General features: G+C 62.3%; 16 protein-coding genes. 6 read left to right on the plus strand and 10 right to left on the minus strand.

Annotation, left to right across the window (positions count from 1 at the left end; all coding sequences use genetic code 11):
* Window positions 1-51 precede the first annotated feature (51 nt).
* Window positions 52-1,350: a citrate synthase gene (gene gltA, locus BXE_RS31310; protein WP_011492136.1), complete on the minus strand. Its 1,299-nt coding sequence runs from the start codon at window positions 1,348-1,350 to the stop codon at window positions 52-54.
* A gap of 432 nt (window positions 1,351-1,782) precedes the next feature.
* Here gltA and BXE_RS31315 point away from each other — a divergent pair, with 432 nt between their 5' ends.
* Window positions 1,783-2,184 carry a hypothetical protein gene (locus BXE_RS31315; RefSeq protein WP_007177543.1) on the plus strand — a complete coding sequence of 134 codons (402 nt, stop codon included), beginning with the start codon at window positions 1,783-1,785 and terminating at the stop codon, window positions 2,182-2,184.
* 123 nt (window positions 2,185-2,307) lie between these two features.
* On the opposite strand, the gene BXE_RS31320 is transcribed toward BXE_RS31315, so the two are convergent.
* The 3 genes from BXE_RS31320 to BXE_RS31330 form a co-directional block, all read right to left on the minus strand.
* Window positions 2,308-3,093 (minus strand): alpha/beta fold hydrolase, encoded by a 786-nt coding sequence (locus BXE_RS31320; RefSeq protein WP_040124623.1) that lies wholly within the window; start codon window positions 3,091-3,093, stop codon window positions 2,308-2,310.
* Between the two features lie 284 nt (window positions 3,094-3,377).
* On the minus strand, window positions 3,378-4,430 hold the full coding sequence (locus BXE_RS31325) for a rod shape-determining protein (RefSeq protein ID WP_011492138.1): 1,053 nt from the start codon (window positions 4,428-4,430) through the stop codon (window positions 3,378-3,380).
* A gap of 220 nt (window positions 4,431-4,650) precedes the next feature.
* The gene (locus BXE_RS31330; RefSeq protein WP_011492139.1) at window positions 4,651-5,310 is read right to left on the minus strand and encodes an alpha/beta hydrolase; all 660 of its coding nucleotides are present in this window, start codon (window positions 5,308-5,310) and stop codon (window positions 4,651-4,653) included.
* A gap of 238 nt (window positions 5,311-5,548) precedes the next feature.
* Here BXE_RS31330 and BXE_RS31335 point away from each other — a divergent pair, with 238 nt between their 5' ends.
* Window positions 5,549-7,126: a DHA2 family efflux MFS transporter permease subunit gene (locus tag BXE_RS31335; RefSeq protein WP_011492140.1), complete on the plus strand. Its 1,578-nt coding sequence runs from the start codon at window positions 5,549-5,551 to the stop codon at window positions 7,124-7,126.
* Window positions 7,127-7,151: 25 nt separating this feature from the next.
* On the opposite strand, the gene BXE_RS31340 is transcribed toward BXE_RS31335, so the two are convergent.
* Window positions 7,152-7,904, minus strand: a complete 753-nt coding sequence (locus BXE_RS31340; protein ID WP_040125288.1) for an AraC family transcriptional regulator — start codon at window positions 7,902-7,904, stop codon at window positions 7,152-7,154.
* Between the two features lie 172 nt (window positions 7,905-8,076).
* Here BXE_RS31340 and BXE_RS31345 point away from each other — a divergent pair, with 172 nt between their 5' ends.
* Entirely contained in the window at window positions 8,077-8,991 is a 915-nt protein-coding gene (locus BXE_RS31345; RefSeq protein ID WP_011492142.1) for a glutaminase, read from the plus strand.
* A gap of 90 nt (window positions 8,992-9,081) precedes the next feature.
* On the opposite strand, the gene BXE_RS47940 is transcribed toward BXE_RS31345, so the two are convergent.
* Window positions 9,082-10,137, minus strand: a complete 1,056-nt coding sequence (locus BXE_RS47940) for a cache domain-containing protein (protein ID WP_011492143.1) — start codon at window positions 10,135-10,137, stop codon at window positions 9,082-9,084.
* A 710-nt stretch (window positions 10,138-10,847) separates the two neighbouring features.
* Here BXE_RS47940 and BXE_RS31355 point away from each other — a divergent pair.
* Window positions 10,848-12,008: a porin gene (locus BXE_RS31355; RefSeq protein ID WP_233518949.1), complete on the plus strand. Its 1,161-nt coding sequence runs from the start codon at window positions 10,848-10,850 to the stop codon at window positions 12,006-12,008.
* A gap of 210 nt (window positions 12,009-12,218) precedes the next feature.
* Here the strand turns inward: BXE_RS31355 and BXE_RS31360 are convergent, their stop codons facing one another.
* Together BXE_RS31360 and BXE_RS31365 are read right to left on the minus strand one after the other, a co-directional pair.
* Entirely contained in the window at window positions 12,219-13,646 is a 1,428-nt protein-coding gene (locus BXE_RS31360; RefSeq protein WP_011492146.1) for an aldehyde dehydrogenase family protein, read from the minus strand.
* Between the two features lie 191 nt (window positions 13,647-13,837).
* On the minus strand, window positions 13,838-15,037 hold the full coding sequence (locus tag BXE_RS31365; RefSeq protein ID WP_011492147.1) for a helix-turn-helix transcriptional regulator: 1,200 nt from the start codon (window positions 15,035-15,037) through the stop codon (window positions 13,838-13,840).
* Between the two features lie 274 nt (window positions 15,038-15,311).
* Here BXE_RS31365 and BXE_RS31370 point away from each other — a divergent pair, with 274 nt between their 5' ends.
* Both BXE_RS31370 and BXE_RS31375 read left to right on the plus strand, forming a co-directional pair.
* Window positions 15,312-16,652: a UbiD family decarboxylase gene (locus BXE_RS31370; protein ID WP_040124620.1), complete on the plus strand. Its 1,341-nt coding sequence runs from the start codon at window positions 15,312-15,314 to the stop codon at window positions 16,650-16,652.
* A complete protein-coding gene (locus tag BXE_RS31375) occupies window positions 16,649-17,278 on the plus strand; it encodes a UbiX family flavin prenyltransferase (RefSeq protein ID WP_011492149.1) in 630 nt (209 codons plus the stop codon). The genes BXE_RS31370 and BXE_RS31375 overlap by 4 nt, the downstream gene beginning before the upstream one ends.
* Window positions 17,279-17,391: 113 nt before the next feature.
* Here BXE_RS31375 and BXE_RS31380 read toward each other — a convergent pair whose 3' ends face one another.
* Both BXE_RS31380 and BXE_RS31385 read right to left on the minus strand, forming a co-directional pair.
* Window positions 17,392-18,309, minus strand: a complete 918-nt coding sequence (locus BXE_RS31380) for an ABC transporter permease (protein WP_011492150.1) — start codon at window positions 18,307-18,309, stop codon at window positions 17,392-17,394.
* Window positions 18,306-19,088, minus strand: coding sequence for an ABC transporter ATP-binding protein (locus BXE_RS31385; RefSeq protein WP_040125286.1), 783 nt, complete (start codon window positions 19,086-19,088; stop codon window positions 18,306-18,308). Before BXE_RS31385 ends, BXE_RS31380 begins: the two co-directional genes overlap by 4 nt.
* Window positions 19,089-19,135: the final 47 nt, after the last annotated feature.

Here is a 19,135-nt window from a genome sequence, read left to right on the forward strand (position 1 = left end):
CTCCTCGTGAGAGCGCCGCGCGAGCGTCAGACGGCTGTCAGCCGCGACGCTTTACCGCTTCGCGAGCGGCTTCGCTTCGCGTTGCGTCTCGCCCACGAAGAGCTGACGCGGACGGCCAATCTTCTGTTCCGGATCCGCGATCATTTCGTTCCACTGTGCGATCCAGCCGACCGTACGCGCCATCGCGAAGATACACGTGAACATGGCCGTCGGAATGCCGAGTGCGCGCTGCACGATACCCGAGTAGAAGTCGACGTTCGGGTACAGTTTGCGCGACACGAAATAATCGTCTTCCAGTGCGATCTTTTCCAGCGCCATTGCCAGCTTGAACAGCGGGTCGTCGTGCAGGCCCAGTTCTTCCAGCACTTCGTGGCAGGTTTCGCGCATCAGCTTCGCACGCGGATCGTAGTTCTTGTAGACGCGGTGACCGAAGCCCATCAGCTTCACGCCCGAATTCTTGTCCTTCACCTGCGCGATGAACTCGGGAATGTTGTCGACCGAACCGATTTCTTCCAGCATGTTCAGCGCGGCTTCGTTCGCGCCACCGTGCGCCGGGCCCCACAGACACGCAATACCGGCTGCGATACACGCGAACGGATTCGCACCCGACGAGCCGGCGAGACGCACGGTCGAGGTCGACGCATTCTGTTCGTGGTCGGCGTGCAGGATCAGGATACGGTCGAGCGCGCGCACCAGCACGTCGTTGACCTTGTACTCTTCCGCCGGATTGGCGAACATCATGCGCATGAAATTCGCGCTGTACGACAGGTCGTTCTTCGGATAAACGAACGGCTGACCCACGGTGTACTTGTACGCCATCGCCACCAGCGTCGGCAGCTTCGCGATCATGCGGATCGCGGAAATTTCGCGGTGCTCCGGATTGCTGATGTCGAGCGAGTCATGATAGAAGGCCGACAATGCGCCGACAGCGGCAACCAGAATCGCCATCGGGTGCGCGTCGCGACGGAAACCGCGGAAGAAGAAGTGCATCTGGTCGTGCACCATCGTGTGTTGCGTGACCGTTTTGACGAACTCTTCCTTCTGCTGCGCGTTCGGCAGTTCACCCTTGAGCAGCAGATAGCAGGTTTCGAGGAAGTCGGCGTTCTGCGCGAGGTTGTCGATCGGATAACCGCGATACAGCAGTTCGCCCTTATCGCCGTCAATGTAGGTGATCGCCGAATTGCATGCCGCCGTGGACATGAAGCCCGGGTCGTACGTGAACTTGCCGGTCTGGCCGTACAGCTTGCGGATGTCGATCACATCCGGTCCGAGCGCGCCCTGATAAATCGGCAGATCAATAGTCTGGTCGCTGTCGGAAAAGCTCAGCGTTGCGTGTGTCTTCGAGTTCATCTAACTGTTCCTTTTACTTTCACATCGCACACGTGCCGGCATGCTCGATCGTCATTGAACGTAGTGGCATGCTCAGGCTCCGATCCGCATTTTAAAGTCCAGAGGGCCCGCCATTGCGACGATTGACCGCAACAATCCATCTCGACCAACGCAACATTCGTTGCCTGATTTCCCTTTGAACGCGGTAGAAGTTGCCACAAAACACACACAAACATCGTACGAGTCGATGTGCCGCATGCCGCTTGCAGCCCGCCAGCCAAATGAAAGCTGGAGCGCTTACTGCAACAATGTTTTGCGGCAGCCGGGCTGCGAAGTCGTGGGTGCATCTGCGATACTGAATCCGTGTTTTGCTTCCCCGCTAACACATCGCTGTCTTTGGCCCGTCGCTCTGCGGCGGGCTTTTTTAATCAGTCAGAAGAACGGAAGGACCTGATGAACGCTTCTCTCGAAACGCTATTTCCGGATCACGTCCACAGTGACGAAAGCATCGTCACCGCGTTGAATCACCAGGATATCGTCGTCGCGCTGTCGGCGGCGCTGAAAACACAGGACGTGGCGGTCCTGCACATGCTCTACCCGCGTACCGACGCACGCACTCACCGCAGCCTCGATACGCTCGTGAACGTGCTGCACGGCCACGGCCTGCATGAAGTTGCGGATCTGATCGCGCAGGAAGCGCACTATCTGCTGTTCAAAGACCCCGTGAAAGCGTGGAAAGCCTTCCACGAAATTCGCAACGACTCGCTCGCGATCGGCGTGCATCTGTATTACCACGGCCTCGTCGGCGAAGCGGCGGAACACGCGCTCGACAAAGACGCGCATCGCAAGTCGTGAGATTGAACGTTTGAATCGTTGTGAATCGTTGCGGGTGCCGGGCCAGCGTGCGGAGATCGCCGCGAGCGCGTGGCGCCGGGCACGGACTCATCGTGCAGTCATTGCACGATCATTACGCGCTCATTACGCCCGCACGGAGCGGATGAACTCGTCCACGTAGCGATTGAACGCCGACGGATGCGCGAGATTCATTCCGTGCGACGCGCCGCGCACGGTTTCGCGGCGCGCATCGGGCAGCCATGTTTGCAGCGCGGCTATGGTGCGGCGGAACATGTCAGGACTCTTTTCGCCGTCGATCAGCAGAACTGGGCAACGCACCTCAGCGGCTTCCTCGGGAACATACGCGGGCAACGGATCGCGGAACTGGCGCGCGAGCGTGTGCGCGTTGTCGGTCGCCATTCTGCGAAAGCCCGGCGTGCTCATTGCCCAGAAGCCGGGCCGGCTGACGGAATCGACGAACAGTTGCAGGCCGGCCTCCACCTCGCCGCTTTCAATCAGTTGCGCCGCTTTCGAGCGCAACGCGTTGACCGTCTCCGGCAAACTGGCGGGCGGACGGCCGGCAATCTGCAACGGGCCGCCCGGATCGGCGAGCGTCAACGTGCGCACGTGCTGCGCATGGCGGCGCGCAAAATGAAACGCCACGCAACCGCCGCGCGAGTGCCCCACTACATGCGCCGGTCCCGCGCCGAATCGCTCGATGAACTCAGCCACTTCGTCTGCATGCTCGCTCCAGCTGAACGGCAAGCCGGGGTCCGTATCGGCCGCCGGCCAGTAATGCGTGAGACTCACGGCGACACAACGGTAATGCTTCGACAAACCCGTGAGTTGCGGTTGCCAATAGCGGTAGTCGCACAGCGAGCCATGCACGAACAGCAACAGCTCGCCCTCGCCGGCTTCCACGTAGGGCATGTGCAAACCGCTTCGCAATTCGATGAAACGCGACGATGAAGGCGGCGACGAAACGGCAACGGATCGATTCACGGATGGTTCACGGGCAGCGCGGCAACGCGTGAATGCAGCGGCGCCGGCTCGAAATGAAATGGGGAAAACAGGTGCTTAAGCGTCCCCAAGATTGGGACGCGACGCGTATTGTCACACAGCCGCCCGATCCGCGTGGCGGCCCGGTTCAACGGCTGGACGGGCACCATGCCGAGGCACCGGCGCGGCACCGGCGCCACAGATCCCGCGCGGGATCATTCGTAGGCGAGTTCGTCCAGCAGGCCGGCTGCGGCCGCCATGCCGGCGCCGCGCACCGCGCACGTAAGCGGTTCGTCGGCAATGCGCACTTCGAGGCCGATCTCGCTCGTCAGGCGACGGCTCAGGTTGCCGAGCAGCGCACCGCCGCCCGTCAGCACGATGCCGTTATTGGCGATGTCGGTGACCAGTTCGGCCGGCGCCGTCTCGAGCCCGCGTTTCACCGCGCCGATCACCTGGCGCAGCGGCCCTTCGATCGCATCGGCGATATCGTGGTTGCTCAGTTGAACCGTGCGCGGCAAACCGTCGTCCACGCTGCGGCCGGTCGCGTTCATATGCTCGCGCGGCACGTCGCGCACGGCCGAGCCGATATTCTTCTTGACGTGTTCGGCGGTCTGTTCGCCGAGCAGCACGCCGTACAGATTGCGCACGTAGCTCACGATCGCCATGTCGAAGCTGTCGCCGCCCACGCGGATCGAACCGTTGTACGCCATGCCGCCGAGCGCGATCACGCCGACCTCCGTCGTGCCTCCGCCGATATCCACCACCATCGAACCGGTCGCCTCGGACACCGGCAGACCCGCGCCGACCGCCGAGGCCAGCGACTCGCCGATCAGGCTCACCTTCCACGCGCCGGCCGCCGCGGCCGCTTCCCTGATCGCGCGACGCTCGACCTGGGTCGCGCCCGCCGGCACGCACAACGTGAACGCCGCGCGGCGGCTGAAGAACGGCCGCGGGCGCGCCATGTCGACAAATTGCCGGATCATGTGCTCGGCGGCGGAGAAGTTGGCGATCACGCCGTGGCGCATGGGCCGCACGGCTTCGAGGTTGGCCGGCTCACGGCCCAGAAGCTGGCGCGCCTGGGTGCCCACGGCCGCGACGCGCTTCGGCCGGTCGGCGGCCTCTTTCTGGAAACACACCACGGACGGCTGGTTCAGCACGATGCCGCCGTCGTCGGTATAGATAAGCGTATTGGCCGTGCCGAGGTCCACCGTCACGGATTGGCGGAACAGGCGGTCGAAAAACGGGTAATACGGCGTCGGTCTGGCCATAGGAAGGCTCTGATGTGTCGTTATCCGCCCGTACCGGGCAGTCTGGAAAATGCGCCCCCGGTCACCCGAGCCGCCTGGAACGCCCGCAGGCAGCCCCCTTGGGAGGGGACGCCCTGCTGGGCATTGCGCGGTCCGCGCGGCGGGGGTGATTTTCATGCTAATGAGCAGTTAACGGCAAGCGGATCAGAATCTTTAGGGCCGCCTTTCAATCAGGGCCGTGTCAGCCGCGCGACAAAGCGCCCAGCGCGTGTTCCAGTGCCTCCTGGCCGAGCGCGACGCCGTCGGCGTTGATCGTGTGTCCAATGCCGGGCAATGCGTAGGCGTCCACGGTATAGCCCGCGTTGCTGAACGCGTCGGCGGCGTATTCGAGTTCCTGCACCGGAATCACTTCGTCGTCCTCGCCGTGGATCAGCGTGAGCGGCGTGCCGTTCTGCGCGACGATCACCGAGGCAAGCCGCCCTGAGTACGCGACCACGCCGGCCGCGCCTTCCGCACTGGCCGCCACATGGTGCAGCGCCATGATCGAACCTTGTGAGAAACCGACCAGCGCAAGGCGCCCGAAAGGCACCTGCCAGTACGCGAGCTCGGCTTCGAGCATGCGCCGCAACGCCGGATAGGCCGCGGCCACGCGTGCCTCGCGATTGCCCTCGTTGACGTCGCGCAGGCTGAACCACTGGCGTCCGCCGAAACCGCCGTCGAACTCATCGGTGCCGTCGAGCGAGGTGAACGCCACGTCCGGCAGGCTCTCGCTCCAGATGTCCGCGAGCGGCATCAGATCGCGCGCATTGCTGCCCACGCCGTGCATCAGCACTACCAGACCTTTGGCAGGCGCAGCCGCCGGTGCGCGCCGCCAGCCGTGTTCGAATTGCTCCCAACCCATATCGTTTCCTTCTCTTTGCTGATTCGTAGTGGATATTTCCGCCCGCGTGCGGCCTCAGTCGCGAGCATACGCTGCCGGATCTGTTTTCGCCTCGCGGCCTGGCCGTGCCGATGACGCCCAAACGTGAATACAGGTATGCTTTTGCGAGCATTCATCGGACCTGCGGCCGCACGCATCGCGCGGGCGCGAATAAAACATCCACGCAGCATGTGCGCAGCACACCGATCCGGAGAACCGTTTGAGCCAGCCCACCTCCGCGCCCGCCCCGGCGCCGCCCGCACCACCGCCGCCGCTGAAGGGCGGCCAACTGGTTCTGGCCACGATTGCCGTCGCGCTCGCCACTTTCATGAACGTGCTCGACACGTCGATCGCGAACGTTGCGATCCCAACCATTTCGGGCAACCTCGGCGTTTCGGTCGACGAAGGCACGTGGGTCATCACGGTATTCGCGGCGGCCAATGCCGTGTCGATTCCGCTCACCGGCTGGCTCACGCAACGCATCGGCCAGGTCAAGCTTTTTGTCGGCGCGATTCTGATGTTCGTGCTGGCATCCTGGTTATGCGGCATCGCGCCGACGCTGCCGATCCTGCTGGTTGCGCGGATCTTCCAGGGCGCCGTGGCCGGTCCGCTGATTCCGCTGTCGCAAGCCATTCTGCTCGGCTCGTATCCGAAGGAAAAATCCTCCACCGCGCTCGCCTTATGGGCGATGACCGCAACCGTCGGCCCGATTGCGGGCCCGGCGCTCGGCGGCTGGATCACCGACAGTTACAGCTGGTCGTGGATCTTCTACATCAACATTCCAGTCGGCATTTTCGCGGCCGGCGTCACGTGGATGATCTACCGCACCCGCGAGTCGCCGACCCGCAAACCGCCCATCGACGTGGTCGGGCTCGGCCTGCTGATCACGTGGGTCGCCTCGCTGCAGATCATGCTCGACAAGGGCAAAGACCTCGACTGGTTCGCCTCGCCGGTGATCGTGATTCTCGGCATCACCGCGCTCGTGAGCTTCTCGTTCTTTCTCGTGTGGGAATTGACGGAGGAACATCCGATCGTCGACTTGCGGCTCTTCCAGCAGCGCAACTTTCTCGGCGGCACGATTGCGATTTCGGTCGCGTATGGCGTGTTTTTCGGCAATCTCGTGCTTCTGCCGCAATGGATGCAGGAGTACCTGAACTACCGTTCCGTCGATGCCGGTCTCGTGACCGCGCCGCTCGGCGTGTTCGCGGTGCTGCTCGCACCGGTCATGGGCCGCGTGCTGCCGCGCTCGGATGCGCGCGTGATCGCCACGCTCGCGTTCATCGGCTTTGCGATCGTGTTCTACATGCGTTCGAAATACGTGATCGAAATCGATACGTGGCACCTGGTGCTACCCACGCTGCTGCAAGGCATTCCGATGGCGCTGTTCTTCGTGCCGCTGACTTCGATCATTCTGTCCGGCCAGCCGCCGAGCAAGATTCCCGCGGCGGCGGGCCTGTCCAATTTTGCCCGCGTGTTCTGCGGCGCGGTGGGCACCTCGATCGCCGGCAACGAGTGGAACAACCGCACGGTGCTGCATCACGAACGGCTCACCGAGCAGGCCTCCATCAACAACCCCGCGTTCAATCAACAAATCGATTCGACCCAGTCGCTGCTACATCTGAATCCGCAATCGGCGCATGCGCTATTCGATTTCACCGTGAACACGCAGGCAGCCATGATGGGCCTGAACGATATTTTCTTTATCTCGGCGGTCATCTTCATATTGATCATTCCGCTTATCTGGATCACGCGGCCGGCCAAAGGCGGCGGCGGCCCGGACGCAGCGGGCGCGCATTGACAGCGGCGGCGGCAACGGCATGGCGTTAGCGGAAATAACGGGCCGGCGTGTCGCCGAATGCATCCCGAAACACCGCGATAAAGGAAGACACGTCGCTGTATCCCACCTCGGGCGCTACCTGCGTGACGCTCGCGCCGGCGCCGAGGTGCTCCACCGCGGCCAGCAGGCGAAGCTGCTGACGCCACTGCCCGAAGGTTTGCCCCGTTTCCTTGACGAACAGGCGCGCCGCCGTGCGAGCCGTCACGCCGGCGGCCGCAGCCAGGTCTTCGAGTACCGCGGAGTCCGCCGGGTTCGAGCTGAGTGCATCGGCAATGCGCAGGGCACGCGGATCGCGTGGCCAGTTCAGCCCTAGCGGCGCGACAGGCAGACCCGGCAGGCGGTCCAGCAGTACCTGCACGAGACGCGCGGCCGGTTCGTCGAACGGTTTGTCGTGCGGCAGATCGGCGGCGGCGCTCAGCAAAGCTGCCACCAGTCGATCCGGCACGACGGCGATGCTGTGGAACGGGAGCGGCACGGCATCCGCGCCGGCATAAAGCGAGCAGAACCGAACGGGGCCGGTTGCGGACAAGCGGTGCAGCACGCCCGCGGGTATCCACAGCGCGTGCCCCGGCGGCACGACCCAGCGCCCGGTTTCCGTGCGCACAATCAGCACGCCGGCGCTCGCGTGGATCAGCCGTGCGCGACGAAAGGCGCCCAAAGGTTCGTCCAGCGTCTCGTGGTGCTCACCGATCACGAAGGCTGGTTGCTCGACGCCGTCTGGATCGACAGTGTCCATCATGGTGTCCGCTTTGCCCGGTTGCTGCCGGAAAGGCAGCAAGATTAGCATAACCGGAACGAGGCGCAGGCCGGGTGCCGGATCGTGCAGGAACACGCCGCGTTGCGACGTGGCGCATAAACAAATCGCTTCGGCTTGCCGCTAAAATCCCGGCTTCAACGGACCGCGCCTCTCAATGAACTACGCATCCATCCTCGAACAGATCCACGGTGATCTGCAGCCTTATCTGGGCTCCGGCAAGGTCGCCGATTACATTCCCGAGCTCGCCAGAGTGCCCGCCGACAGTTTCGGCATGGCGATCGTCACGGCATCGGGCGAAGTGTTCCGCACCGGCGAGGCCGACACGCGCTTCTCCATTCAGAGCATTTCCAAGCTGTTCGCCTGCACGATGGCGTTCCGCCTGCTCGGCGACGCGTTGTGGCAGCGCGTGGGGCGCGAGCCGTCCGGCAATGCCTTCAACTCGCTGGTTCAGCTCGAAGCGGAACAGGGCAAGCCGCGCAATCCGTTCATCAACGCGGGCGCGCTGGTGGTCACCGACGTGCTGTGCCGCCGTTTCGTGCAGGCGGAGACGGCGCTGGTCGAATTCATGCGACGGCTCACGGGCGAAGCGGGCATCGACTACGACTCGCGCGTCGCGCAATCGGAATTGCAGCACGCCCACCGCAACCGCGCGATGGCGCATTTCATGGCGAGCTTCGGCAACATGGAGATGCCGCCGGAAGTGGTGGTCGACGCTTATTGCCGTCAATGCGCGATCTCGATGAGTTGCGTCGAGTTGGCGAAAGCGGCGCTGTTCCTGACCAATCACGGCGTGGTGCCGGCCACCGGAGAACGGATTCTGGACACGAGTTCGGCCAAGCGTCTTTCCGCGTTGATGCTGACCTGCGGCACGTATGACGCCGCGGGCGATTTCGTCTACCGCGTCGGCTTGCCGGCGAAGAGCGGCGTGGGCGGCGGGATCGTTGCCGTGCTGCCCGGCGAGATGGCGGTATGCGTGTGGTCGCCGGGGCTGGACAGCAATGGTAATTCGCTGGCGGGTGTGCTGGCGTTGGAGTGGTTGACCACCTGCACGGGGCAGTCCATTTTTTGACCGCCGCCGATGCGGGTGACTTCGCCGGTTAATCTCTTCAAGCGGCAGGGATATCGAGACCTGTCGCCCATGTTCACGCCAGCGACACGCTCACAGTGTTTGATCCGGCCGTTGTTCGATTACCCCGAACCAGCCCATCCCGCGATACGTCTCATAGCCGGGCGTCAGAGCATATCCAACAAGCGATCCCGCAGCCGTACGGTAGGTTCCGATATCGGCGGTATTCGGCGGCAGGTCGAAGCGCATATTTTCGCGGCCCGCTGTTGCGGAGGCAGCGATCACCCGACCGCTTGCGTCGATGATCATGCAGCGCGTCCGGTCCCGCTCGCCAGCGGTCAACCGGACACTATTGACGACAGTCGACGCCTGCTTGGCCCAATCGAAGAACACCGCCAGAACGCCGACGACCTTTCCGTCACTCGCACCGCCCTCCCGAACCGCCGTCGCGTAAGTGGCGACCTGCGCGCCGTTCAATTCCGCGGCGATGTCCACGTTGGCTGTTGCGTAATCATCGCCGGAGCGCGTGGCGAGCGCCGCGGCGAACCAGTCATGCTGGGCCGCGTTCACTGTGTCGACGACGGGAAACAGCGAAGGTCTTCCGTTCGCAACAACACGCCCCTCGGTATCCAGCACCCAGATGTCGAGGTAGACCGTATAACTATCCAGAATGACCGACAGCCGCTTTGCCGCATGCGCGGCAGCCGATTCCGCTCCGCTTGTCATGCAATCGACCACCGCCGCATCAGTGGCCCACCAGCGCACGTCGCATGAGCGTTCGTAGAGGTTGCGGTCGATCACATCGATCATGTTCAGCGCAAGGTCGGTCAGCCGCTGACCCTGCTGTCGCTCGAGTTCCGTCACCATGCGTTCGCTGAGGCCGGCCAATTCCTTGCCCAGTTCGCCGGTGAGTTGTCCGATCCGGCCGGACACGTTCTTGACCTGGTTGGCGACGACCGCAAAGCCGCGCCCGGCTTCTCCGGCGCGAGCAGCTTCGATCAAGGCGTTGATGGCCAGATAGGTTGCCTCGCGGTTGATCATGTCGATATCGGCGATCTTATCCCTCGATATCTTGCGCACTTCGCGGGTCAGTTCGGCGATGATCGCGCCTTCTGACGATTGACGTGGTTTGGCCTGCTCTACGGACATCTTATGTATCCCAGTTGCATGCGTGGCATGGGAGCTCGTGGCTCCCATGCCGGTTCAGAGAGTTAATCCGGATTATCGGCATTCCGAACGCATTCTTAAGGACAAAAAGACCAATAAATTGGTAATTTTATGCGCCATTTTCGTGCGCACCGATGCTGTGCATTTGCCTCGGCAATTGCGCTGGTCGAGGCATGACATGCGGCGCCGTCCGCCGATATCGAAAGCCTGTCCCAATCGCGATCGGATCGCCGGTTATTCCGCGACAGCTTACTCTGCGTGGCACGCGGTTCTTCCAACATCAATCCGGCAAAAACCAGTCAACCAATAAATATCGATTTGGTAATCGCGATTATCGCGATAGACCGATCTTCCCTACGGCCGGGCGCGTACCTCAGCGTTGAAGAATCCATAACAGACTATTCCTGAAAACAGGCTTTATCGGGCCTGGCGCCTACGTCGACTATATGCCCACGTCACGCGTTGCCCCGAACGTGGACGTCTCCAATTCCGACAACCAGCCACTTATACGACCAGACCTCACGAAATTCATCCCGCAGCCAAATATACGAAAGCATTTTCAGGAAACAGAAAATGCAATCCATAAAATCGAATGTTCGCAATAGTCATTTAGTGCGGTCACATCGAAACATATCGCAACCCCTCGAAAATTCTCGTATTAATACATGAATAAAAAAAAGTTGAAGATGAAAATGGACATTCGGGTAACGGGCGTTCTGCTTGCGCTCGTCAGTCCGGCTCTGTACGCGCAAAGCTCGGTGCGCCTGTCAGGTTCGATCGACGCGGGCGTCGCCTATGTCAGCGACATCGGCAATGCCAGTGGTCATCAAAGTGCCTGGCAGGCGAAGAACGGCGACATCAACATCAGCCGATGGGCCTTGTCCGGCAACGAGCAGATCTCCAACGATCTCAGCGCGGTCTTCACGCTGACCAACGGCTTCAGCGTGATGAACGGCACCGCCGCGCAGCAAGGCCGCCTGTTTGGTTTTCAGTCGTGGATGGGACTTGCTTCGCAGTCGACAGGTACGCTCACATTCGGTCGCCAGTTCGACGAGGTCGTTCAGTTTGTCGAACCGTTCGCACTGGGCGGAACACGCTACGGCGGGACAGCCTTCGCGCACGTTTTCGACAACGACAACCTCGACAACTACACACGCACGAACAATTCAGTCAAATACACAAGCCCGACGCTGCTGGGCGGACTGAAGTTCGGGGCGCTGTACGGCTTCTCGAATGAAGGCGGCGGCTTCGCGGACAACCGGGGCTACAGTTTCGGTCTCGGCTATCAGTACAACAATCTGGACCTCGGCGCGGGCTACTTCCAGTTCAATAACGCATCGAACCTCGCGACGGCCAATACGAACGGCGCCGAGCCGGCCGGCGCGCCGTTCAACGCGGCGCGGCAGCGCACCTGGGCGGCGGGCGGCCTTTATCACCTCGCCCAGGTGGCGGTCGGGCTCATACTGAGCGAAACGCGGCTGGACAAGGCTACGTCGATCAACAACGTGGCCGATACCGCCATCAGCCTCCCTGGCGACGACGTGCGCTTCGACAACGTCGAAGTCAACGTGCGCTACGCCGTGACTCCGCGGTGGGATATTTCGGCAGGCTATACGTTTACGCTCGGCCGCTTCGCCACGCCGACTGGCGTGCGCTATCCGAAGTGGCATCAGGCCGGCATCGTCAACACCTACTTCCTGTCGCCGCGCACCGACGTCTACGCGGAAGCCATCTATCAACGCGCCAACCAGTTGGGCGGAACCGGGATTCAGGGCGCGCAGATCTCGAACTTCTCGCGCGCATCCGGGGCAAACCAGTTCGTCGCCGCGTTGGGTTTGCGGCACCGTTTCTAGCCTGCGGCGCAACGGCAGGGCGCTCGCAAGCGCTCTGCCGTACTTCGCAACTGCCTGATTTCGAACGTGTGCGGCGTGTGCGCGTTGCGTTTAGTCGGACACCCGGACTGCGGTGGGTGTAGCGCGTAGAGCCTGCCCGGAGACACAACGCCCCGCCTTCGCAGCAAGTGCCCAAACACTGGAGAAAGCGCGGAACCAGAGGGCACAAGTTCAGATTTCGCTTTCGGCGAGCTTTTCCAGCGAAGCGACCGCGCCCTCGTTCGCCAGCAATGCACGCTTGCGAACATACCGCATGATGCTGGTGGCGCCATAACGCGACCCACCCATGCCCGACTTCTTGAACGCGGTTTTCTCACCGTCGAACATCATCACGCGTGGCAATTCCGTGTCGTTGATGCTGACGCCACCCGCCTCCATCTTCGTCGCGAAGTCGCCGGCGGTGTGTGTGTCAGGACCAAACACCGCGCCGCTCAATCCGAACATGGAGTCGTTCATCAAGCGTTCGGCTTCAGCGTCGTCATTAAAGCGCATGACGGGCACGATCGGACCAAATGTCTCTTCTGTCATGAGCGTCATCGTGTGGTCGACGTTCGTTACGACAGTCGGGTCGATCCAAACAGCCCCGTTAATTCGTTCGCTCTTGCCACCGAGCACGATCGACGCCCCCTTGCTCACCGCATCGTCCAGTTGGGCGTCTATGATGGCCGCCTGCCTTTCGAAAATCATCGGGCCGTAGTGGCCGCCGTCGCCCGCAGCGTTGCTGCGCTTCAATGCGGCCGCCTGGGTGCGCAGTTCCTCGACAAGCGCGTCATGGAGCGAATCGTGCGCATACACGCGTTCGATCGCATAGCAGACCTGCCCCGAGTTATAAAGCGCGCTGCGCAAGATGCTGGTGGCTGCGCGCACGACATCGGCACCCGCGAGCACGACCGCCGCGTCCTTGCCGCCCAGTTCCAGGAATGCCGGAATGAAAGCCTGCGCCGCCGCTGTCGCGATTTTCTGGCCGGTCGGCACGCTGCCTGTAAACACCACGGCGTCCGATTGCGCCACGATCGCGGCGCCCGTCTGCGCTCCGCCCGTCACCAGCGTGATGATGTTCGCGAGCGCGGGCACGGCTTCGATGGTGCGGCGAAGCGGCTCGATGAAGCGCGGCGTCACTTCGCTGGGCTTGATGATGACGGCGGCTCCGGCGACGAGCGCAGGAATGGCGTCGATGAACGACAGCACCAGCGGGAAATTCCACGGGCTGATCACGCCGACCACCGGATAGGCCGCATACGTGACCTTGAACACGACGTCCGGGTGCGCTTCCAGCTTCCGGAACGGCGTGGCCAGCACAGTGGGCGCATGCTCGCAGAAACCGTGGATGAAGTGAATCACCGCGCCCAGTTCTTCCGCCGAAATGCGGTGCCGTGCCGTATCGACCGATAGCGCCGCGACAACCTCCGCACCATTCTTTTCCAGTTCGTCGGCCCACGCGAGCAGCGCCTTCGTGCGATGCGCGAGACCGCCTTGCGCCCAGGCGTGTTGTGCTTCGCGAGCAGCGGACACGAAGGCGCCGATGTGCGCTGCGTCCATGTCGTCGATTTGATAGTCAAGCTCGCCGGTGCGAGGATTGCGAACTGCGATAGACGTCATCGTGTTTCCTTTCGTTGCGTGGTATTGCCCGCGAGAAGCGGGTCATTCGGGCATCGCAAGCCGTGCTTCGAACACACGACCTGTTTGACGATGACCGATGCTAGCAACGCAAAAACACAGCGAATACCATGCGGCTGGCGATCCGGCCGAATTCCTAAATCAAAGTGCGTCACGCAAATGCAGATCGCGCCTCAACGTTGCTCGGGCGCCGCTTTGTCCGCGATTTCGTTGGCGGGTTGGTCCGCAGGTTGGCCAGCGGCTTGCCGCGCCAGTTCGCGCACACGCTCACTGCCGCCTTGTGCAATGGTATTCGTCGCGGCGGCCGCACTATGAGCAAGCGGGCTTGCAAGACGGCGCGCGTCTTTGGGTGCAAAACCGAAGTAGTCGCGAAACGCCGCGGTAAAACTCGTCTGATGCTGATAACCCACCGCCAGCGCCACCTGCCCTACCGGCTGGCGCTCGTCCACCAGCAGATGCAGCGCATGATTCATCCGGCAGCGATGCCCATAATCGAAGATCGTCATGCCGTAGAGAAACTTGAAACCGCGCTTGAGCTTCGACGCATTCGTGCCCACGATGCGAGCCAGTTCCGGAATGGTGGGCGCGTGCCGCAAATCCCCGACGATCATTTCGCGCGCCTTCTCGATGAGCCGCAGGTCGCGCGCCGAAAGCGTCTCGCCGGGTTTGTCGGCGTTCAGATGCGCGAGCCACATTTCGATGCACGCGCACAGGATTTCCGTGCACTTGCCTTCGAGATACAGCATCTGCCGGGCACCGCGATACGGCGACGCAAGCAACTGCTCGGCAATATGCAGCGCTTCGACGCTGAACGGCATCTGGCGGTTATAGATCTGATCGAAGCCGATTGCAGCCAGCTCCGCACGGATGCGATCCGCTTCGCCGCCAAGCGAACGCAGCAGCCGGTCGAAGTATCGCTGCGTCACGTAAAGTCCGACCGACTGCCACGGACCCGGCCCGCACGTGACCTGATAGCGCACGTCGGCGCCTTGCCGGCACACCAGCAGATTCGGCGAGTTCACCTGGAGATTGCCGGTGTCGGAGAAATCGACGCTCGCCGGGCCGGATAGCGAAAAGTGAAACTCGACAAACGACTCGGGCAGCACGCTTTCCGAGCGGCTATGCGCATAGTTGCAATCCGAGACCACAATGAAGATCTCGTCACGAATGCTCGCCATGCGCCAAACGCCCTCTTCCGCGTCACCCGGCACCGGCACCACCGCGCCGTAGAGGCCGAACTCCCGCACGCTGATGCAGTCCGGACGCATACGTAGCGCGTCGAACGCTTCGGTGAGTCGCGATTGCGGGCCAGCAAGCGAAGTACGAAAAAGACCTGGGGGCACACCCGCGGGCGTTCCTGAAAGCGTCGACATATCGGACTCCAGAAGCAGGGAAGCTGGCTAACTGACTACGCGATCAACCGCATCGCAGACCGCCCTATTATTGCCCCACAAAAAAAAGCCCGCCCCTGGTGCGTTCCCCACGTCGGACGCGCAATGAGACGACGCGCACATAAAAACCGTTTTGCCTAGATCGACGTCCCGATCGCTCACGTGCCCCTCATTTGGTGACGGTATAAGTAGCCGACATGCAGCCGACATGCGGCATTGGCCGCGACGTGCTATCACCGATGAGATCCGCCCAACCATGAGACATTACCTTTCCCGGCTGCGCGCACGCGGCGAACTACTGACCGTGACTCGCGAAGTCGATCCGCGCCACGAAGTCACCGCCGTTGCGCGCCGCCTGCAACAGGAGACAACGCGGCCTGTGCTGTTCGAAAACGTCCGCGGCAGCCGCTTGCCCGTGCTGCTCAACCTCTATACCGATCACGACCGTCTGCGCGAAATCATTCGCTGTGAAGAGGACGAAACGTTCTGCGCGCGTCTCACGCGCGAGATTTCGCTCGCGGCCCAGATCGATACGCCCGTTGAACGCGTCGCACCGCGTGAGGACTGGATCACCGGCAAACTCTCCGACCTGCCGATCCTGACCCATCATGAGCGCGATGGCGCGCCGTACATCACCGCGGGCGTCTTTCTCGCGAAAGATCCCGATACCGGGCGCAGCAACCTGTCGTTCCATCGCTCGATGGTGGTCTCGGACGACGAGTTGCGCATCCGTCTTGGCAGCAGCCACGACCTTGCGCAATTCCAGTTGCGCGCGGAAGCACGCGGCGAGGCACTGGAAGCCGTCATTCTGCTCGGCGCCGATCCCGAGATATTCATGAGCGCCTGCGTGTCGCTGCCGCCAGACGCCGACGAACTGGCGCTGGCCGCAACGATGCGCGGCGGCCCCATTGCCGTGCGCCCTGCTTTCACGGTCGATATCGATGTGCCCGTGTCGGCGGAGATCGTCATCGAAGGCCGCATCCTGCCTGACGTGAAGCGTCCGGAAGGACCGTTCGGTGAATTCATGGGCTATTACGTCGAGGTCGGCGACAATCACGTGTTCGAAGTCACGCACGTCGGCTGGCGCGAAGGCGCCGTCTATCAGGGCCTGATTTGCGGCTCCGACGAAGATCTGCGTCCGCTCGAAGCGGCCACCGCAGCGCGCATCTACAAGGCGATTTCGGGCCAGGTGCGCGGCGTGCTCGACGTGAGTTGCCGCCCTACGGTGATGAACACGGTCATCAAGCTCGACAAGCAATACGAAGGACATGCGCAGCATGCGTTGCTCGCCGCGCTTGGCTCGCACCTCGATTACAACAAACTCGTCATCGTGGTGGATAAAGACGTCGATATCTACAACATGGACGAGGTCATCTGGGCTTTTCTCACGCGAGGCCGCGCCGACACCCGCACGATGGTGCTGCACGACGTGCCGGGTTTCTACCGCGACGCGCACAAGGACCATTGGGGCCGCCTCGCACTCGACGCAACCAAGCCGTGGGGACGTGAAGCCGAATTCGAGCGCAAGTCGATTCCCGGCGTGCAGCAGATCGTACTCGACGACTATCTGCCGCATTTTTCGCGGACCGCGCCATGAACGCGCGCATGGCCGCTCATGACGGCGATAGGGGCGAACGGCAGCGCCGCGTCGTCGTCGCGATCACAGGTGCGACCGGCGCGATCTACGGCGTGCGGCTTCTGCAGGCGCTGCGCGAAGGCGGCGTGATCACGCATCTGGTGGTATCGCGTGCGGGATGGATGACCCTCGCCGACGAAACGCATGTCGACCGTGCCGCGCTGCGCGACGCTGCCGACGTTTACCACGATCAGAACGAAGTGGGCGCAAGCATTGCAAGCGGTTCGTTCCAGCACGACGGCATGGTGATCGCACCGTGTTCGATGAAAACCCTGGCAGCTGTCGCGCATGGCTTCGACGACAACCTCGTCGCGCGCGCGGCGAGTGTCACGTTAAAGGAGCGCCGCAAGCTCGTGCTGCTCGCACGCGAAACGCCGCTGACGCTCGCGCATCTACGCAACATGACGCTTGCGACCGAGATGGGCGCGCTCGTCATGCCGCCGATGCCCGCGTTCTACGCGAGGCCCGACAGCATCGACGCAATGGTCGGGTACACGGTGATGCGGGTGCTCGATCAGTTGGGCATTGCGTCGGACAAACCGTATGCACGCTGGCAGGGGCTTGCGGCGTCGCTCGAATCACGGTGAGGGGTAAAAGCATGCACTCGTGCCCAAGCCGGGCATCTATGCAAAAGGCCCGGAACCAGGTTCCGGGCCTTTTGCATTACGTCGTGAAAGCGTGACGAATCCCGCCCATAAAACTAGGCCCTCGCGGCAACCGTCGAAGCCTTCCTGTTGTTGCCGCCGCGCTTCTTGCGAGCGGCCATGGAAAGCAGCGTGACGAGCACGAAAAGCGCCGTGACGAGTTTCAGGTCCGACGGCTGGAAGCCGATGGCGAGCACGATCGAGATGAGCTGAAAGTAGATGATCGAGCCGAGAATCGGCGCGAGCACCTGGCGCAGCATCGAACGGTTGCCGACCACTGCTTCGCCGAGCAGCAGCGCGGCGAGTCCGTTGACGAGCACGCCAAAGCCCATATTCACGTCGGCGAAACCCTGATTTTGTGCGAGCATCGCGCCACCGAGCGCGGCGAACAGGTTGGCGAGACCCAGACCAACCAACGTGTACACCTTCACGTTGATGCCCTGGGCTTTAGCCATCGAAGGACTGGATCCGATTGCCCGCATGGCGAGACCGTGCTGCGTGCCGAGGAACCACAAAACGCCCACGCCGATCACCGCGTCGATCACCGTCAGCATGAGAATGCGCGGCAAATAACCGCCACCGGCTTCGGGCAGCCATGAAAACACGCTGGAATAAGCGAACAGCGCCGAGTTCGGTTGACCCATCACGCGGATATTGACCGAATACAGCATCGACAACACCAGAATGCCGCACAGCAGCGTATTGATCCTGGCCTTCTCGTGAATGTAGCCCGTGAGCACACCCGCGACAAAACCCGCTAACGCGCCGCCAAGCAGCGCCATCACCGGATTGAAGCCGACCATGAGCAGCTTCGCGCATACGCAGGCGCCGAACGGAAACGCGCCTTCGCCGGTCATGTCCGAGAAGTTGAGAATGCGGAACGGAATCATGATCGCCACGGCGATCAACGCATACGTCAATCCCTGCATCATGCCGACCGGTACCAGGCCGATAAAACCACTGATCAGATTCATGCGTTCACCGTGCGTGCCATTGCTGGCTCTTCGTTGAAGGTTGCCATGAGCTTTTCCATAGTCATGGCGCGTTTCGCGTCGCCCGTCAGATCGCCGACAATGCGCCCGTCGCGCATCATCACGAGGCGGTTGCCGTAGTCGAGCGCGTGCTGCATGTTGTGCGTCACCATCAACGTGGTGAGTCCGGCTTCGCGCACCACCTGTTCGGTAACGCGCATCACGATGGCCGCCGTGCGCGGATCGAGCGCCGCCGTGTGCTCGTCGAGCAGCAGCAATTGCGGACGCTGAAGCACTGCCATCAGCAGCGAGAGCGCCTGGCGCTGTCCGCCCGAGAGCAGCGACGCCTTGGCCTTCATGCGCTTTTCCAGGCCCAGGTCGAATGACGCCATCCGCTCGCGGAATGCTTCGGACTGAACTCGCGTCAGACCGCGCCCGAAGCCGCGTTTGAGCCCGCGCAGATTGGCGACCGCCAGATTTTCCTCGAGACTCAGCGCGGTGGCCGTGCCAATGGACGGATCCTGAAACACACGCGAAATGTACTTCGCGCGCTGGTGCGTGGGCAGCGTCGTAATCTCCTTGCCGTCGATGGCGATCACGCCGGAGTCGGGTATCACTTCACCGGCAAGCATGTTGAGAAAGGTGGATTTCCCCGCGCCATTGCCGCCCACGACCACGGCGAAATCGCCGCCCTGGAGCTTGAGCGAAACATCGGTCAACGCGATTCGCTCGTCCACGGTGCCCGGATGAAAGGTCTTGCTGATCTGTTCCACCGACAGCATCGGTATGTGCTTCTCGCGCATGGTCGTCACCTTGGCTGGCGGATGGT

Source organism: Paraburkholderia xenovorans LB400 (assembly GCF_000013645.1).
GTDB classification, from domain to species: Bacteria; Pseudomonadota; Gammaproteobacteria; order Burkholderiales; family Burkholderiaceae; genus Paraburkholderia; species Paraburkholderia xenovorans.

What these genes read in the sequence shown, in the direction of transcription:
- gltA (WP_011492136.1), bottom strand. Translation starts at nt 1,350, where the DNA reads ATGAACTCGAAGACACACGCAACGCTGAGCTTTTCCGACAGCGACCAG.
- BXE_RS31315 (WP_007177543.1), top strand. Translation starts at nt 1,783, where the DNA reads ATGAACGCTTCTCTCGAAACGCTATTTCCGGATCACGTCCACAGTGAC.
- BXE_RS31320 (WP_040124623.1), bottom strand. Translation starts at nt 3,093, where the DNA reads ATGCCCTACGTGGAAGCCGGCGAGGGCGAGCTGTTGCTGTTCGTGCAT.
- BXE_RS31325 (WP_011492138.1), bottom strand. Translation starts at nt 4,430, where the DNA reads ATGGCCAGACCGACGCCGTATTACCCGTTTTTCGACCGCCTGTTCCGC.
- BXE_RS31330 (WP_011492139.1), bottom strand. Translation starts at nt 5,310, where the DNA reads ATGGGTTGGGAGCAATTCGAACACGGCTGGCGGCGCGCACCGGCGGCT.
- BXE_RS31340 (WP_040125288.1), bottom strand. Translation starts at nt 7,904, where the DNA reads ATGATGGACACTGTCGATCCAGACGGCGTCGAGCAACCAGCCTTCGTG.
- BXE_RS31345 (WP_011492142.1), top strand. Translation starts at nt 8,077, where the DNA reads ATGAACTACGCATCCATCCTCGAACAGATCCACGGTGATCTGCAGCCT.
- BXE_RS47940 (WP_011492143.1), bottom strand. Translation starts at nt 10,137, where the DNA reads ATGTCCGTAGAGCAGGCCAAACCACGTCAATCGTCAGAAGGCGCGATC.
- BXE_RS31355 (WP_233518949.1), top strand. Translation starts at nt 10,848, where the DNA reads ATGGACATTCGGGTAACGGGCGTTCTGCTTGCGCTCGTCAGTCCGGCT.
- BXE_RS31360 (WP_011492146.1), bottom strand. Translation starts at nt 13,646, where the DNA reads ATGACGTCTATCGCAGTTCGCAATCCTCGCACCGGCGAGCTTGACTAT.
- BXE_RS31365 (WP_011492147.1), bottom strand. Translation starts at nt 15,037, where the DNA reads ATGTCGACGCTTTCAGGAACGCCCGCGGGTGTGCCCCCAGGTCTTTTT.
- BXE_RS31370 (WP_040124620.1), top strand. Translation starts at nt 15,312, where the DNA reads ATGAGACATTACCTTTCCCGGCTGCGCGCACGCGGCGAACTACTGACC.
- BXE_RS31375 (WP_011492149.1), top strand. Translation starts at nt 16,649, where the DNA reads ATGAACGCGCGCATGGCCGCTCATGACGGCGATAGGGGCGAACGGCAG.
- BXE_RS31380 (WP_011492150.1), bottom strand. Translation starts at nt 18,309, where the DNA reads ATGAATCTGATCAGTGGTTTTATCGGCCTGGTACCGGTCGGCATGATG.
- BXE_RS31385 (WP_040125286.1), bottom strand. Translation starts at nt 19,088, where the DNA reads ATGCTGTCGGTGGAACAGATCAGCAAGACCTTTCATCCGGGCACCGTG.